Raw genomic sequence first — 14660 nt, 5'->3', positions numbered from 1 at the left:
TACCTTTTTTCTTTTCCCTCGCCTCCAATTTCAAATTTCCAATTTTCTCATCAAGCGGTACGCTTGATGTCAGGGGGTTTTATGAGAAGCATCTTTGTTGGTTTACTTCTAAGTTTATTGCCACTGATTTCTTTTGCGCAGGTGCACGTTGAAATTGATACTTCACCGGCGCAAGTCGAAGTTCAAATGATCGAACCTTCGGGCGATCAATACTATAACTATAATTTTGGTGCGACATTCGTGAATTCCCGCAAGTATGTGGACTTCACTGTTACTTCTGTAGGTGACGAGCCTTTGGAACTAAAAAAGCTTATGATTGCTGGTGGTTTTGTTTTTGATGCGCAAACGAATTGTCCAGATTCTTTGCCCGTGGGACAAAAGTGCACGGTTCGCACTTTTTTCTGGCCTCGTGAAAAGAAGTTATATTCTGGTCGTTTGTATATGGTATTCGCACATGGTCGTTCAATCGTGAATCTTGGTGGTCGCGGAATTTAATTCGCGACTTATTTAAGAGCTACTCTTCGCTTTCGACAGAGTTTTCATCCTGATCTTTCCCGTTTAATTTCGCACGAAATATCGGCTTATAAACGGGGAAGGCTCCAGCTAGTTTTGATTCATATAAAACAATTTCTCTGACGTGAATTTTGCCGAAGCTTTTGCGTTTAAAGGGTGAAATCATATCTTTCACGCTTTTTGGATTGCGCAGACGTGCGATGGTTAAGTGTGGAGTGAAATCGCGCTTATCGATAAACGTCAGCAGATTTCTTTCTTTCAAAATTTCATCCAGGCGATCTTTAAACTCACCCAGTGCTTTTTTATTCTGAACGCCCAGCCACAAGGTGCGCGCATCGTGTTCCGAGGAAAAGGCACTGATGTCATCGATCTTTAAATCAAAAGGTTTTGTCTGTTCACAAGCGTCCTGCAAGGCCTGACTCAAGGCTGGGATGCTGTCTTCGGGCGTTTCCCCCAGGAAACTTACGGTGATGTGAAAGTTTTCGGGTGGAACCCATTTGATCACGAGTTCTTTTTGATCCGCATTGATCTTCAATTTTTTGTAGGTCGGCAAGAAAGTTGTCGAAAGAGGATCAGTCGCGTTCAAGGCAAAGAACAGGCGTTTATTCATGATTTCATTTTAGCAGAAATTTCGGGTTCACCAAGACGTATTATCCAAACGCCTGTTAAACTGACAAAACGGGGAGATAAACCATGATTGTAATGACTTCCAAGATACAAGTGAAAGCTGAACGAGAAAGAGACTTTGTGGGCCTGGCAGCGATCGTCGTTCATCCCGCGCGCGCCGACAAAGGGTGCATGAGCTACGAGTTCTTTGAAGATCCACTTGAGCCCGGTGTTTTTATGATCATTGAAACCTGGAAAAGCTGGGAAGATCTGAACGCTCACTTGGAAAAAGACTATACCAAGGAGTTCTTTGCCAAACTTCCCAAGTTTGCGGTCATTCCACCCACCATCACGACGTATGAATCGCGTGGTGGGCAGCCGATGACCCTTTAAGAAGGATTGTTATCGTTTTTCTTTTTCGCAGGGAACAGGAGTGATAACACCATCGATCCTCCGATAAAGAAGGCGATAAGTCCCAGAGAAATTCCAATCGGAAAGTGGCCGTTAAATAGTTTGTTCAGCCAAGTCATTTTCAAGCCCACAAAGATTAAAGTCAGCGCCAGGCCGTACTTCAACAAATGGAACTTATCAACGACACCCGCTAACAAGAAGTACAGGGAGCGCAGACCCAGGATCGCAAAAATGTTAGAAGTGAATACGATCAAAGGTTCTTTCGTTACCGCGAAAATCGCCGGAACGCTATCCACAGCAAAGATCACGTCGGTGAACTCCATAAAGACCAGGGCCACGAACAAAGGCGTTGCGTAGCGCACACCATTTTGTTTTACGAAGAAGTGGTCTTCATGCATTTTGTCGGTCACGCGAATATGTTTACGCATGAACTTAATCAACCAGTTGTGGGAGGGATCGATCGTGTGTTCACTTTGGAACATCATTTTGAAACCGGTGATGATTAAGAATACGCCAAAGATCAAAACTACGGCCTGGTACTGCATCAATACCGAACCTAAAGCGATAAAGATGGCGCGGAATATCAGGGCACCGATGATACCAAAGAATAAAACCCGATGCTGATACTGAGCCGGTACTGCAAAGAAACCAAAAACCACAACGAAGACGAAGATGTTATCCACCGAGAGTGATTTTTCAATCACATAGCCGGTTAGGAATTCGAGTCCCACCTGGTTGGCGATAGCCTGGTCGCCGAATTTGTATAAGGTATAACCGTAAAGTATCCCGTTGAAGATCATCGCAAGCGAGATCCAGGCAACTGACCACAGTGTCGCTTCTTTAAAGCCGACCGTGTGCGAGTGTTTGTGAAAGACCCCTAAATCCAGGGCCAGCATACCAATAACAAACCCCAGGAATGCGAGGTAAAACCACCAATAATCCGCAAAGGGGAATAATAACGTTTGATCCAAAAAGCCTCCAATAAATGTTACTCTACAGGACTTTCCTTCTTCTGAAAAATCGATAAACTATAATAAGTTATTCGCTTTAAACGAAGAGGTCCCAGATGGCTGTCAAAACCACGCAGAACTTTCAATGGCTGAACTATCACCACCTGCATTATTTCTTTACCATCGCGCAGGAGGGCAGCATCGCCAAGGCCGCAGAGAAACTTAAAATCGGGCAGCCCACCCTTAGTACTCAATTGAAACAGTTGGAGGAGTCTTTAGGGAAGCCTCTTTTTGAAAGAAACAAACAACGCCTGCATTTGACAGAGGCCGGGCGCATTGCTTTTGAATATGCGCAGCAGGTGTTCAATCTGGGTGCCGAAATGGTAGAGGTGCTGCAGGATCGACTGCAAAACAATCGCATGCACGTGCAGATTGGGGCGCTGGATAGCGTGCCAAAGGACATCACTCACAAAGTGATCATGCAGGCCTATAAGGCGGGGAACTGTAACATCTCGGTGGTGGAGGGTTCTGGGGATCAGCTGTTAAGAGAGCTGGAAAACCATCACGTCGATCTGCTGCTTTCGAATTATGCTCCCTCCGTGGACTTCCAATCAGTGTATGCTAAATCCATCGCGAAACTTCCCGTTGTGGTTTGTGCCTCGGAAAGATTTAAACATCTGAAAAAGAACTTTCCGCACAGTCTCGAGGGTCAGCCGTTCGTAATTCCCACCGTGCACAGTAAACTTCGTCGAGAGATCGATCATTACTTTCAAGTGAACAGAATCAAGGTCGATCAAGTGGCAGAGATACAAGACACGAGTTTGCAAACGCTTTTAGGTTCAGAAGGTGTGGGTCTAATTCCCGTCGCCGATGCGGTTGCAAAAAAGCTCACCAAAGAAGGAAAGCTTATTGTCTTGGGTACGATGAAAGGTGTGTACGAAGAAATTTGGCTGATGGCTGCCAATCGGAAGATCGAAAACCCCATTGCAGCCCAAGTCATGAAGGAATTCTCTTTAAGCTAGCTATTCGCAGATCGCCTTTAAAATTCTGAATGCTAGGTATTCGTGAGACGACACTTTGTTTTGAAGAGTGAATTTCAATTGATTCCAAGATTGGGCTTCAACTTCTTCCACGTTTTCAATTCCTGCATCTTCAAGTAGGCCGTTTAAAGCCTTTCTGCATTCAGCTGGAGTGGATTTTTTAATTGTGGCACGATCCAGGGCCACTACTAAATCCACCAGATCTGATGATTCTGCATCATAAGATTTGTTGGTTTCAGACATTGCTCCGATTTGGTCAGCTCGTTGTAAAACCAGCGACTTGAATTCCGCAGCTAAGGCCATTTGCTGGCGTTTGTCTGCGGAGTTTTCAATCGAAGCCATGGATTTCTCAATCAAGTTCAAAGAATAAGAATCCTGTAGAGCCCATGAAAATGATGGCAACAGTAAGAGGGAAGTAAGAACAGTGGTAATTAGTTTAAGCATGAGCCCCCCGCAGCACCTTCCTCAACAAGGTCGATTTTGTGTTGGATTTTTGCATAGTAATTTGCAGTTTCTTTAATGCGTGCTTTCGAGCCCGCATTTCCTTTATTGGGATAAGAAACGGCATACTGTTTTAGTTCAGCCAAGAAAGTGTCCGCATCCGTAACTTTCTTTTTCGCATATTTAGTCGTTAACAATTTCGTTAAGGGTGTTTTAAGACCAGCAAAGCCTGTGTTATGGGACCAAATCATCGTGGCACGTTTGATCTTTGCAAGATCATTTGATGACAACGCAAACTTAGCTTTAATTTTTGAGTCATTGAATACGTTATCGTCGAAATAGTCTTTCGCTTCTTTCAACGCCGCGTACGTGTAGATCATATTTGTAACTGGGTTTCCTTCTTTAATAGAAACACGGTCACAGGTCGCATTCGTCTTCATCAGGTTTTTCTCACCCAAGAACTCAGCCGCAAGCTTTTGGCAGCGAACGTCGGAGTGATTTGCCAGGTAAGCTTCCGTTTCAGAAATTACTTTGTTGACCGCGTTGATGGCAGGAGAAGTGAACTGACCGATACCACCAGCACCTGTTTTACTCGTGATGTTGATATGGAATCCGGATTCCACCGTGATCATACCGAAGACTTCGCGGATATTCTGTTTTTGAGCGACCGCGGATTCACCTTCTCCGATATAAGTTTTCATACATTGGGACACGACTTCGAAGCTGTTGTTCACAAGCGTAAAATATCTTTCACTAACACAAGGACGGGCAGGGGCATTTTTTGCAACGCCGCCATCGCAAGTTTTATAGTTCACGACCGGACCGGATTGAGAGCTTTGCAGGAACATCGCGGTCTCAATGCACACAGGGCGAATCATGGGTTTTTTACTCATATCACTGCGAATCAGAGTGCCGATATAGGATTTACTTTTCTCTTTGGCTTCCAGATCCTTTTCAAGATAGTTGTCTTTAGCAGAGCACTGATTATATTTCAGTTCCGCGACTTGCCCGGCAAGGGAGCAATTCGTGCAATTTGCATTTGAATTGTTGTCGCCGTTACCTACGGCAAGCAATTCGCCGATTTTATTCATTTTATCCACTTTTTTTACGGCATTTTCCGACATGGATTTTTCGGCGGCTTTTGACACCGTGGCTTTTTGCACAGGAAGCGTCGTTTTTAATTTCGCTTTCGGAGTCGTAGATTTGCTGCGCACTACGATTGGTAATGGATGAATTTTCTCAACATATTCATCAGCTGCATTGGCCTTAGCCACAGCTTTCTCTTTAGCGGTTGTTTTCGAAGCTGTTTTAACAGCGGTTTTTTTCGGCGTCGAAGAAGCTAAATCGAGCATTTCAAATATAGCAGTATCCGAGGTCGTCATCATCATGGCGCCGCACGTGGCGATCAAGCTGAATTTCAATAGATTGGCTGTCCAGTTCATAGGCATGATTCTCCTCACCTTTTTGGAGGAGCAAGATGGTTGCCAGAACCCAGTATGTATTTTCAGTAACTTATGCTCTATAGATTCGTCTCATTTTGAGACTCGAGGAAAAGGTGACGTAAAGTGTGCTGTCATCGACAGAATCAGAACACCTTACGTGTGCAACGCGATTAATTTTTTACTTTTGAATAACGATAAAAAGGTTCACGCCAAGAGGTTCTTTTTCAACCCACATTTTACTGCCCAGGCCATTAAACACGCGCATCAAATCAGCCTCTGTACGGTAGATCAAATGCCAGTCTAAAAAGAGCTCTAGAAAAGGACCGTATTTATAGTTATCTGCGCAGAAATTTCCGATGATGATTTTTCCACCAGGTTTGACGGCGTCCAACATTCTTTCGGCTGTACGACGTGCGATGGGCTCTGTGAAGTAGTCAAACAGACCTGCCGTGTAGATCATGTCATAATCTTTTTCTGGAAAGCCTTGGGCGATGATATTGCGAATCGCCAAATTACTGAATCTGAAATTAAAGCCGGACTGAATCTTGCGATCAATCGTGTTTAACTGACGGTGAGCATGTTTCAAGGATTCTTCGTCTTGATCTACGCACACGAACTCTGCATTTCTGCCCACGAATGGCGCGGCATTTTGCAAAAAGATTTGCTGCTCTTTTGCGGGTCCGCTGGCGATAGACATCAGTTTTAAATTTTGATCAGGCGCCGTCGTCTGAAAAAGCTCTTTAATTTTTTTCGCCAGGTACTGACCGCGGTTACGAACCGCTGTTCCTGAAGCATCTTCGACGAAGTATTTATGAATGCATTGATCGTAAAGTGTTTTTCCCACCACTTCATCGCGATACAACTGATTCATCATCTCATAGTCACCGGCATATCCGCGAGGTTTGTGATAAGCGCGGTGAGCAAACGGAGCTCCCCACAAAAGAGGTCCCATTTGTTCACGGGCAAACGTCATTGCCCATTTCAGTTCGAACTGATTCATGCCCGTCAAAAGAGTCGGGATAAGCGGGTAGGAAGGGCTCAAGGCCGAGTTCATATACTTAGCAAAGGCTTCAGCTACAGCTTTTCGAAATTCTAATTCTTTATGGAAATCGTTCAGAGGCTTTTGTTCTTCGATGCGATCAATCTTTGGTTTCAAGGTCGCCAAGAAATCACGAAGCTCATAGACAAAGACTTTAAAGGCCACTGGCAATTGCGCCACACCACGAGCATACGCACTTTGTTCTTCCATAGCCAGATGAGCTGCCTCGTGGGCTTTGATCAATTCAACGTTCAGCGGTTCATTCATAATGTCCAAGCCAATGATGATCTCGCCATTTTGTCCATCCGCCAGGCGCTCGGACTGGGCCCAACGAACATGCATTTTTTGGAGAGGGATTTCTTTGAACAAAACCTCACACTCCGTCGTGATGTTGGCTTTTAGATATTGTTGAACCTGCGGCAGCTCCTGAGGGTTCACAAGCAATGAGCAACCAAAGATGCTGACATCGTGAACGGAGGCCTTAAAGCCCCCAAAGGACAAGAAGCATGATTGAGGAGTGACGGCATTGCGGTCTTGTCTGATCGAACGCATCTGCGCCTTTTTTTCTACGCTAAAACCTTCTTGTTTTAATGCCTTTTCGCCCATGAATGTTCCTCCTCGAAAATAACAATAGTTTCTTATCGGGAGGATTTTTCGGATGTTAAATAGAAATTCGATTAGTCTGACTCCAACTTGGACAGTCTGGACATAAATCTATGGATGTTTTGTGCGGAGAGAATAAAAAAAGCCCGCTCTTCAGCGGGCTTTTTTAGCATTTGTAATCAAGATTTCTTAAACAGATCTAAGGTGCAGTTTCCACAGTTTCATTCCCATCTGGAATTCAAGATGGGCTACTTCCAACTCGCGTTTCAATTCAGCGAGTTTGTGATCGTATGCTTCTTTCAACTCTTCACGTTTGCGAACAGCATCCGCTTTGAATTGCTCATAATCTTCACGAAGCTTTTTGATTTTGGCTTGGGCTTCGATGATTTTTTCTTTCATCGCTACTAATTGCTCATCAGCGAAACCAACTTTTTTAAGTTCAGTCGACTCTGCTTGCAAGCGCGCTTTCAAAATCTCTACATTTGAAATTTGGCGAAGTTTGTAAGCCAGACCCATGTAGTTCAAAGTGTTGATCACCCATTTCGTCGGATCCCAGTGGTACCACTTGATACCGTTGCGATAGTCGATTTGGAACTTATGGTGGAAGTTATGATAACCTTCACCGTGAGTCAAAACCGCTACGAACCAAGAGTCACGAGCAGAGATTTCTTTGGAATAAGTTTGTTTGCCCAAAGTATGGCACAATGAATTTACGAAGAACGTTGATTGCTGAGTCAGGAAAATTCTCAAGCCACCAGCGATCACCAAACCACCCAACCATGAGCCCATAGCTGCACCAATCAAAGTTGGCACAACGAAGCCCGTGATGATAGCCACGTATCCGTAGTATTTATGTTGGAACTCAATCATCCAGTCTTTTTGAAGATCTGGAGCGTGGATTTTTTGATCCACAGAATCTTTAAAGAACATCCAGCCCATGTGTGCGTACCAGAAGCCTTCATTGATGTTGTAAGGATCCTTTTCGCCATCAATATGCGTGTGGTGACGACGGTGATCCGAAGACCATTTCAATGCAGAACCTTGGAATGCCGAAGCACCGATCAAAAGAAAGATCGCTTTAGCAATAGGGTGAGCATCGTAGCTTTTGTGTGAAAATAGACGGTGATAGCCAGCAGTAATGCTCAAATTAGTAGCAGCTGCGAAAACAAGCGCAAAAAGCGCGATTCCCCATTCAAAGCCGTGCATGTAGAAGTAAATCGGCATGAGGATGAACGTGATCAGCGGGTTCAGCGTAAGGAAGAGCGCCACTGGCCATTCAATTCTTTTCTTTGTCATTTGTACCTCTCAATGAAAATCTATCAGACCAGCAATCTTTTCGATACATAATTCCCCCCAGCGCCAATGGGTGTCGCGTCTTGAAGCACCATTTAGGACTGGGTTGGAGCGGCTTGTTAAAACTTATACTCACCCAGGTTCGTTCCCAAATGGATATGTAAGTTAATTTTTTTTCGTAAAACAATTGGGAAAACGGACCTTGGTCGCAGAGTCATCTGACAAAATAGATGCTAGCGTCATGATATGTACATCGATGTTGTTCGACCGGAAACCTGGGATGAGCTCAATGACTCTTTAAAAACGCAGATGGGATTACTAGATCCCTTGCGCGCACGTGCATTTAAGGGCCTGGCTCACGCAGTTTTTGAAATCGCACAAGGTACAGCGCAATTTTTAGCGCACAAAAAAGCTATTGGTTTTATCAAAGGTCAAACACCGGCATTCGAAAATCTGCTGCCGTACTATTACAAAGAAACGTACGAAGTAAATGTTCTGTCGCATCTGCAACTGCAGGATGTAAAAACGTGGGCAGACGGTTTAAAAAAAGAGACCAATTTTGTGGTCTTCTCCGAAGACCATCCCGTGACCGGGGAGACTTACCCCTTCGTGGATGAACTTGATAAAATTCTGAACGAGAAGCGCATTTACTCTTTCCGTATTTCGCATTTTCGTCACTTTCATGAAAGCACTCAGTCGTTACGTCCGTACTCGGTTCGCCTATGCTCCTATACAGGAAACTTGGCCATCGCGATTTTGGGTGAAAGATTTCGCTGCCCACCGCTGATGGTTCAAAATATGGAATGGAACCACGCCGACGTATTACAGGAAGCGTTGCTAGCCAGCGAAGGTCGCAAATTGAATCCTTCTTTGATCAGTTCATTTGAAAGTTCATTTCAAGATATCGCTAAGCCTTACTTCACCTCCGAGCAGCCGCGTCTTTATGACCGTGCCGTTCTTGTTTTTAAAGACACCAGTGCGGAAGCATTGGCGGAAAAGGTTTTCACAAAACTGGGTATTTCGATCGAAGAGGGTTGGTCTCAAATGGATAGCACCAACATGTGTCACTGGTCGGGCGTTAAAATGTTCTCGCACTGGTGGGAACCCACTCCGTCCACTGAAACCTTGCGGGGAATGCTGATTATGAGCCCCACAATCCTGGAGAATCCTCAATTTGCGCAGGCACTTCGCGAAAGTTACCAAGAACTGCTTGAAGAGCAGACTTGGACCGTCTAAACATGGGGAATGTCCCAAGCTAAAGATAAATTCATTATTTTGCGCAAAATGAAGTACGGCGAGTCCGATTTGATTTTGCATGCAATTTCTCCGCAAGGAGAGAAGCTATCTTTTATTGCTCGCGGCGCTTTGAAAAGTAAAAAGAGATTCGGGGGTGGAATTCTGGAGCCCACTCATTTTGTCTCTTTCACTTACAAAGAAAGCTCCGAAGAAGGCAAGCTTCACACTTTACAAGAAGCTTCGTTGATAAATGATTTCCCTGGGATTCGCCAAGACTACGATCATCTGGAATTTGCTCTGCACGTTTTAGATTGTGTCGGCAAAGTTTCGCAAGAAGGGGATAAGCATTCGGACTTTTTATTTAACCTTTTAGGTCACACATTAAAGTCGATTGAAATCGCTCAAGACGTTTTAGTCTTAAAGATGCACTTTTATCTGCGTTTCTTGTTGCAACAGGGTGTGATTCAACCTGAACCGTGGATGGCACCCTTCCTGCGCACCAATCTCGCAGATTCAAATACCCTGATCAGCCATCGTCAAATCGTCGACGAAGAATTAAACAACGTCGAAAACATGGTACGACACTACATCGCACACGCAGTTATTTAAAACGGTCGGTGAAAAAGGCCCATCTGCGGCGTTGTCATTCGCTGTCCTCGCTCCTCCGCCTTGCATATGAACCTTTTTGACCAACCTCGGTTCAGGTTTTATTTGCCTTTGCCTAGGGGGTGCAGGGCTTCCATCGTGCGTGCGAGCTGATCGATTCCTAAGTGGGTGTATTTTTCTGTGGCTTGCAGGCTTTCGTGGCCCAGCATTTCTTGTAGAGTGCGCAGGTTGGCTCCACTGGATAACAGGTGCGTGGCGAAGCTATGTCTTAAGGCATGGGGATGCAGGGGTTTTAACAGTCCTGCACGTTGTCCGCTTTGTCGAACCATTTCATAGGCAGTTCTTTGCACTAGGGGCTCTTCACCGAATACAAAATCATTAAAACCAGATTCTTTTTTCCAGCGCTGTAAGGTCTGCACAGTCATGCTTGGCAAAGCCACGACTCGTTCTTTGTTACCCTTACCCATCACACGTAAAGTTTTTTGTGAAAGCTGAATGGAATCCCAGCGCAAGTTGCAGGCTTCACTGATCCGTAAACCTCCACCGTAAAGCAGCAGGAACAAGACCTTCTCTCTTAAGGGAACTTGGTGTTTGCTGTCGAAGGAATGCAGGACGGCCAAGGCTTCGTCCACGCTTAAAAAATGAGGCAGTTTGCGGGGCACCTTAGGGCAAGTCACCTGCAGGGATAGGTCTCTTTCCAGGAGGTCTTCCACCACATAAGCCCAGTGGAAAAAACTCTTCAAAGTAGCAGCTTTTCGGTTCCGGGAGGCTAGGGAAAGGGAGGCCCAACGGTTGAATGCACCCCTCACCGAAGCCATCAATTCGGCCTCAGTATATGAGGTTTTCTTCGATTGTGAGTTTTTATCCAATTCAAAGGCCTGCTGCAAATCGAGGGTATAGTGCTTAATTGTAAGGGGTGAGGCTGACTTAATAAAAGTCATATATTTCAGATATTTATCTATATTTTGGGAGAGCTGAAAAGCTTTGCTCATAAGCACCCTAAAGTATCGGCTCCGGGCATGGTGGATAAAAAAATTCTAACGCCATGCATTTTTTTTATTGAAAAAGGTACAGGACTAAGGTTATAACTCAATGCGTCGGAAGCGTCTCACACTGAGTCATTCAAAATGAGACAGCGTCCAAAACTCTTAAGAAGAACGTTACCGAAAGGTGGAGCCATGAACGATAACAATTCTACGATCCTGCCCTCTTCTCAGAATGCTAACCAAGTTATGTGGAATACAAACACAACTTCCAAAGTGATGGAAAACAAGACCATCGTCTACACTTCTGAAGTTATGGGCAACCTGATGAAAATGATCGACCGTGTGGCACCATCGGGCGCAAACATCCTGGTTCTTGGTGAGTCAGGGACAGGTAAAGAGTTGATCGCTCGTTCAATCCACGATCGCTCCAGCCGCAAAAACAAACCTTTCGTTGCTATCAACTGCGGTGCTCTTCGTGAAACATTGCTTGAGTCTGAATTGTTCGGTCACGAAAAAGGTTCTTTCACTGGCGCTTACAACCGCAAAATCGGTTTGGCTGAAGCGGCTAACGGCGGGACATTGTTCCTGGACGAAATCGGTGAATTGGATCCAGCTATCCAAGCTAAACTTTTGCGCTTCATCCAAGAAGGCGAAATGTTCCGCGTAGGTGGCAAAGACCCTATCAAAGTAGATATCCGTTTGATCTGTGCTACAAACCGTGAGTTGGACCAAGAAGTTGTTCGCGGTAACTTCCGTGAAGACTTGTTCTATCGTATCAACACGATCGTAGTAAGTGCTCCACCACTTCGTCGTCGTAAGGAAGATATCCCTTCATTGGTAAATCATTTCCTTAACAACTCTCAACACGCTTACTTGAACCGTGGTCGTACGGTTTCTGAAGATGCGATGAAAGTTTTGATGAAGTACGAGTGGCCAGGTAACATCCGTGAACTTCAAAACGTATGTGAACGTCTTCAGATCCTGTCTGATGGTCACATGATCATGTTGAACGATCTTCCAGAGAACATCAGAAACCCTGAGACTCAAAAAGACGTGATCGAATACGATCCAAACATGACTTTGCACGATCTTGAAAAACGTTACATCTTGAAGGCTCTTCAGCACTTCGGTGGTAACAAAACTCAAGCGGCTAACAACTTGGGTATCACGATCAAGACTCTTTATAACAAACTTCACGAGTACGGCGAGTTCGAAAAATTCGCAGTTCACACGAAGCCAGCTAAATAGTCTTTCGCGCTCCGGCCTTGCCGGAGCAAAGCTCTTCGAAAATTGAATAACGTTCTAAGGCCCTGACGGGGTTCCTCTCTCTTCCCTCGTCAGGGCTTTTTTATTTTCCAATCGATCGGGCCGGTGAAAATGGCTCGCCTCCTGCGTTGTCGTTCGCAGTCCTCGCTCCAGCGTACCAGGGGTACGCCTGCGCTGCGGTTGCTCCTCCGCCTTGGATTCGAACCATTTTGACCGGCCCTCTATGGTGGAAATCTGTGAACCGACTGCGCTTTTTGGCGCGGCGGGGATTGTCTCTGTTTAATACGTTTACACCTGAGCTTGGGTTTATTTCAATTTGAGGGTGGTCTGGATCCTGCTTTGTAAGTTGATGTTTAGAAAACTAACTTTGCCCAGTTATGGGCGTACGAGGCGGATTTATGAAATCATTTAAAGTTTTTATCGCAACAGCAGTAGTCACTTTGAGTGCTTCAGTGAGCTTGGCGACAATGTCTCAAAGACCTGATCAAGTGAATGTGTGTGTTCAATCTCTGATGAACTTCCGTTTGAATCAGGTTGATCAATCACAGGCTTATATGTCTTGTAACTCAGGGACGCGTGAAGACGGTGCGGCTTTCGCAACTTGTATGGCAAATATGAACTACGTTGGTTTACCGATGGGTATGGCTCAAGCACAAAGCCCGAAATCAATCACAGCTACAGAAGTTTGCGTAAGTCCTCGATCTTCCCAAGCAGAATCTAATTTCTTAAACTGCGTTTACGATGCCAAAAAATCAATGTCGGCTGAAGAATCAGTTCGTCGTTGTGCTGTTATTTACCCAGGTATCTACAAACCGCAAAGCCAGTTAACGAATGGTGATATTTTCATCCCGATGAGTGAAGAAGCTGCTCGTCAGCAAGCGATTCAAGAACTAACTGCTCGTGAAAACGGTACTTACACAAGCGGTCGTCAAGAATACCACCGTCAAGCACCAGCTCCACAGCAATACCAGCCACAAACTGACGATACATCAAGCTCGATGTCTGATCTTCCTGAGGTTGAGTAGTTAGATTTTCGCGACGGCCGCTTTAATGTCAGCAGCATCGTGATAAAGACCAAAACCGAATCTTAAACGTGAGCCCCGGGAGTCCGTATAAAGACCCCGGGTTTTCATTTTTTTAACCAGCTCCGAAGTCGCTTCCGTAGATGGCAGGTTAAAAGTTAAAAAATGCCCGTGGTTTTTTAAATCTGAAACCAACAAGCTTCCGCGATTCACTAAGGGGTGGTTCACCTTTTCAAGTTCTTCCAAAAACAGCTGCTGATTTTGCTGAACGATGAAATGGATCTTTGAAACTGTCAGGCCTTCGTCTTTGAATTTCTCCAAAGTCGCAATCAAACGGTACATGGCTGTAAAATCCATGGTGCTCCCTGCATATTGAAGGGCATCCACCGGATAGCCGACTTCATCACCAATAGCTGATAGTTTCGAAAGCTCCGCAAACCATCCCGTATACATAGGGCGGTGACGGGTCGACGGTGGAACGTACAAGAAGCAGCAGCCCTCGCCACCTTGAGCATATTTATAAGAACCGCCCAGATAGAAAACTTTGTCCTGGATCGGTTTCAGATTTAAGGGAACGGCCATAAACGAGTGATAACCATCAATGATGAACGGGCAGTCCGTGGGAGCATCTTTCACCAGGCGTTCCACATCAGACACCAGGCCCGAGTTAAAGAAAACATGGCTGATAAAAACAAGGTTCCAATCGGCTGCTTCCATTGCCTGTTCAAAGCGCTCGTGGAAAGTATCAAAAGGCTGCGTCGGTACTTTCACGACTTCAAACTGGGGCAACTCGGATAGACGGGTGATCTGACGATCAAAAGAATAAAACTCGGAATCCGTCGTCAGCACGCGAATCTTATTTCCCCAATCCAATGAACTTAACAGGCGGAATACAAACTCGTGGGTGTTCGGAGCAAAGACGATTTGCTCCGGATGGGCAAGATTCAAAACTTCCGAAATCAGCTTTTGCGCCTGAGGCACCTTCACCGAAAAGATGTGTTCCCATTTTCCATCGACATATTTAGTGGTGTCGTCCCAGTATTGAAGTTGAGCTTCTCGAGTGACATCCGGCCAGTAGTGATGACTGTGGCAGGCAAAGTGAAGTTGGGCAGGGTTCGCTTCAAGAAATCTTTGATACAGATGTTTGTACATGAGGCGATGATAATAAAAAAGGGAGTCGTTGACTCCCTTTTTTTAATCGCACTA

15 protein-coding genes and 1 pseudogene are annotated in these 14660 nt (G+C 45.2%); 7 read left to right on the top strand and 9 right to left on the bottom strand.

Annotated features, from left to right (window positions below; genetic code table 11):
* Window positions 1–81 precede the first annotated feature (81 nt).
* The gene (locus ACLSU7_RS08350) at window positions 82–495 is read left to right on the top strand and encodes a hypothetical protein (protein WP_413295076.1); all 414 of its coding nucleotides are present in this window, start codon (window positions 82–84) and stop codon (window positions 493–495) included.
* A 19-nt stretch (window positions 496–514) separates the two neighbouring features.
* Here the strand turns inward: ACLSU7_RS08350 and thpR are convergent, their stop codons facing one another.
* On the bottom strand, window positions 515–1123 hold the full coding sequence (thpR, locus tag ACLSU7_RS08345; RefSeq protein WP_413295075.1) for an RNA 2',3'-cyclic phosphodiesterase: 609 nt from the start codon (window positions 1121–1123) through the stop codon (window positions 515–517).
* An 83-nt stretch (window positions 1124–1206) separates the two neighbouring features.
* On the opposite strand from thpR, the gene ACLSU7_RS08340 reads away from it, so the two are divergent.
* On the top strand, window positions 1207–1512 hold the full coding sequence (locus ACLSU7_RS08340; protein WP_413295074.1) for a putative quinol monooxygenase: 306 nt from the start codon (window positions 1207–1209) through the stop codon (window positions 1510–1512).
* Here ACLSU7_RS08340 and ACLSU7_RS08335 read toward each other — a convergent pair.
* On the bottom strand, window positions 1509–2501 hold the full coding sequence (locus tag ACLSU7_RS08335; RefSeq protein WP_413295073.1) for a TerC family protein: 993 nt from the start codon (window positions 2499–2501) through the stop codon (window positions 1509–1511). The genes ACLSU7_RS08340 and ACLSU7_RS08335 overlap by 4 nt on opposite strands.
* A 95-nt stretch (window positions 2502–2596) precedes the next feature.
* On the opposite strand from ACLSU7_RS08335, the gene ACLSU7_RS08330 reads away from it, so the two are divergent.
* The gene (locus ACLSU7_RS08330) at window positions 2597–3502 is read left to right on the top strand and encodes a LysR family transcriptional regulator (RefSeq protein WP_413295072.1); all 906 of its coding nucleotides are present in this window, start codon (window positions 2597–2599) and stop codon (window positions 3500–3502) included.
* On the opposite strand, the gene ACLSU7_RS08325 is transcribed toward ACLSU7_RS08330, so the two are convergent.
* From ACLSU7_RS08325 to ACLSU7_RS08310, 4 genes are all read right to left on the bottom strand, one after another.
* The gene (locus ACLSU7_RS08325; RefSeq protein ID WP_413295071.1) at window positions 3503–3964 is read right to left on the bottom strand and encodes a hypothetical protein; all 462 of its coding nucleotides are present in this window, start codon (window positions 3962–3964) and stop codon (window positions 3503–3505) included.
* Window positions 3952–5403 (bottom strand): hypothetical protein, encoded by a 1452-nt coding sequence (locus ACLSU7_RS08320; RefSeq protein ID WP_413295070.1) that lies wholly within the window; start codon window positions 5401–5403, stop codon window positions 3952–3954. The genes ACLSU7_RS08325 and ACLSU7_RS08320 overlap by 13 nt, the downstream gene beginning before the upstream one ends.
* A 178-nt stretch (window positions 5404–5581) precedes the next feature.
* Window positions 5582–7048 (bottom strand): class I SAM-dependent methyltransferase, encoded by a 1467-nt coding sequence (locus ACLSU7_RS08315; protein ID WP_413295069.1) that lies wholly within the window; start codon window positions 7046–7048, stop codon window positions 5582–5584.
* Between the two features lie 186 nt (window positions 7049–7234).
* Window positions 7235–8341: a fatty acid desaturase gene (locus tag ACLSU7_RS08310; RefSeq protein WP_413295068.1), complete on the bottom strand. Its 1107-nt coding sequence runs from the start codon at window positions 8339–8341 to the stop codon at window positions 7235–7237.
* Between the two features lie 243 nt (window positions 8342–8584).
* Here ACLSU7_RS08310 and ACLSU7_RS08305 point away from each other — a divergent pair, with 243 nt between their 5' ends.
* Together ACLSU7_RS08305 and recO are read left to right on the top strand one after the other, a co-directional pair.
* Window positions 8585–9574 (top strand): hypothetical protein, encoded by a 990-nt coding sequence (locus ACLSU7_RS08305; protein WP_413295067.1) that lies wholly within the window; start codon window positions 8585–8587, stop codon window positions 9572–9574.
* 9 nt (window positions 9575–9583) lie between these two features.
* Complete coding sequence (recO, locus tag ACLSU7_RS08300) at window positions 9584–10183, top strand: DNA repair protein RecO (RefSeq protein ID WP_413295066.1); 600 nt, start codon at window positions 9584–9586, stop codon at window positions 10181–10183.
* 98 nt (window positions 10184–10281) lie between these two features.
* Here recO and ACLSU7_RS08295 read toward each other — a convergent pair whose 3' ends face one another.
* Together ACLSU7_RS08295 and ACLSU7_RS08290 are read right to left on the bottom strand one after the other, a co-directional pair.
* Entirely contained in the window at window positions 10282–10923 is a 642-nt protein-coding gene (locus tag ACLSU7_RS08295) for a tyrosine-type recombinase/integrase (protein ID WP_413295387.1), read from the bottom strand.
* A gap of 33 nt (window positions 10924–10956) precedes the next feature.
* Window positions 10957–11121 (bottom strand): annotated as a pseudogene (locus ACLSU7_RS08290) (site-specific recombinase); the annotation flags it as partial.
* Between the two features lie 237 nt (window positions 11122–11358).
* On the opposite strand from ACLSU7_RS08290, the gene ACLSU7_RS08285 reads away from it, so the two are divergent.
* Window positions 11359–12414 (top strand): sigma-54 interaction domain-containing protein, encoded by a 1056-nt coding sequence (locus ACLSU7_RS08285; protein WP_413295065.1) that lies wholly within the window; start codon window positions 11359–11361, stop codon window positions 12412–12414.
* Between the two features lie 416 nt (window positions 12415–12830).
* On the top strand, window positions 12831–13457 hold the full coding sequence (locus tag ACLSU7_RS08280; protein ID WP_413295064.1) for a hypothetical protein: 627 nt from the start codon (window positions 12831–12833) through the stop codon (window positions 13455–13457).
* Here the strand turns inward: ACLSU7_RS08280 and ACLSU7_RS08275 are convergent, their stop codons facing one another.
* Window positions 13458–14606, bottom strand: coding sequence for an aminotransferase class V-fold PLP-dependent enzyme (locus ACLSU7_RS08275; RefSeq protein WP_413295063.1), 1149 nt, complete (start codon window positions 14604–14606; stop codon window positions 13458–13460).
* Between the last annotated feature and the right edge of the window lie 54 nt (window positions 14607–14660).

It is taken from the genome of Bdellovibrio sp. HCB185ZH, assembly GCF_047302455.1.
In the GTDB taxonomy this organism is placed as follows: domain Bacteria; phylum Bdellovibrionota; class Bdellovibrionia; order Bdellovibrionales; family Bdellovibrionaceae; genus Bdellovibrio.
The sequence above is the reverse complement of the archived record's forward strand: the minus strand, read 5'-3'. Positions and strand labels throughout refer to the sequence as shown.

Excerpts from the sequence above, each read along its gene's own strand:
- ACLSU7_RS08350 (WP_413295076.1), top strand. The coding sequence starts at position 82 with ATGAGAAGCATCTTTGTTGGTTTACTTCTAAGTTTATTGCCACTGATT.
- ACLSU7_RS08330 (WP_413295072.1), top strand. The coding sequence starts at position 2,597 with ATGGCTGTCAAAACCACGCAGAACTTTCAATGGCTGAACTATCACCAC.
- ACLSU7_RS08340 (WP_413295074.1), top strand. The coding sequence starts at position 1,207 with ATGATTGTAATGACTTCCAAGATACAAGTGAAAGCTGAACGAGAAAGA.
- recO (WP_413295066.1), top strand. The coding sequence starts at position 9,584 with ATGTCCCAAGCTAAAGATAAATTCATTATTTTGCGCAAAATGAAGTAC.
- ACLSU7_RS08285 (WP_413295065.1), top strand. The coding sequence starts at position 11,359 with ATGAACGATAACAATTCTACGATCCTGCCCTCTTCTCAGAATGCTAAC.
- ACLSU7_RS08320 (WP_413295070.1), bottom strand. The coding sequence starts at position 5,403 with ATGAACTGGACAGCCAATCTATTGAAATTCAGCTTGATCGCCACGTGC.
- ACLSU7_RS08280 (WP_413295064.1), top strand. The coding sequence starts at position 12,831 with ATGAAATCATTTAAAGTTTTTATCGCAACAGCAGTAGTCACTTTGAGT.
- ACLSU7_RS08310 (WP_413295068.1), bottom strand. The coding sequence starts at position 8,341 with ATGACAAAGAAAAGAATTGAATGGCCAGTGGCGCTCTTCCTTACGCTG.
- thpR (WP_413295075.1), bottom strand. The coding sequence starts at position 1,123 with ATGAATAAACGCCTGTTCTTTGCCTTGAACGCGACTGATCCTCTTTCG.
- ACLSU7_RS08325 (WP_413295071.1), bottom strand. The coding sequence starts at position 3,964 with ATGCTTAAACTAATTACCACTGTTCTTACTTCCCTCTTACTGTTGCCA.
- ACLSU7_RS08275 (WP_413295063.1), bottom strand. The coding sequence starts at position 14,606 with ATGTACAAACATCTGTATCAAAGATTTCTTGAAGCGAACCCTGCCCAA.
- ACLSU7_RS08315 (WP_413295069.1), bottom strand. The coding sequence starts at position 7,048 with ATGGGCGAAAAGGCATTAAAACAAGAAGGTTTTAGCGTAGAAAAAAAG.
- ACLSU7_RS08305 (WP_413295067.1), top strand. The coding sequence starts at position 8,585 with ATGTACATCGATGTTGTTCGACCGGAAACCTGGGATGAGCTCAATGAC.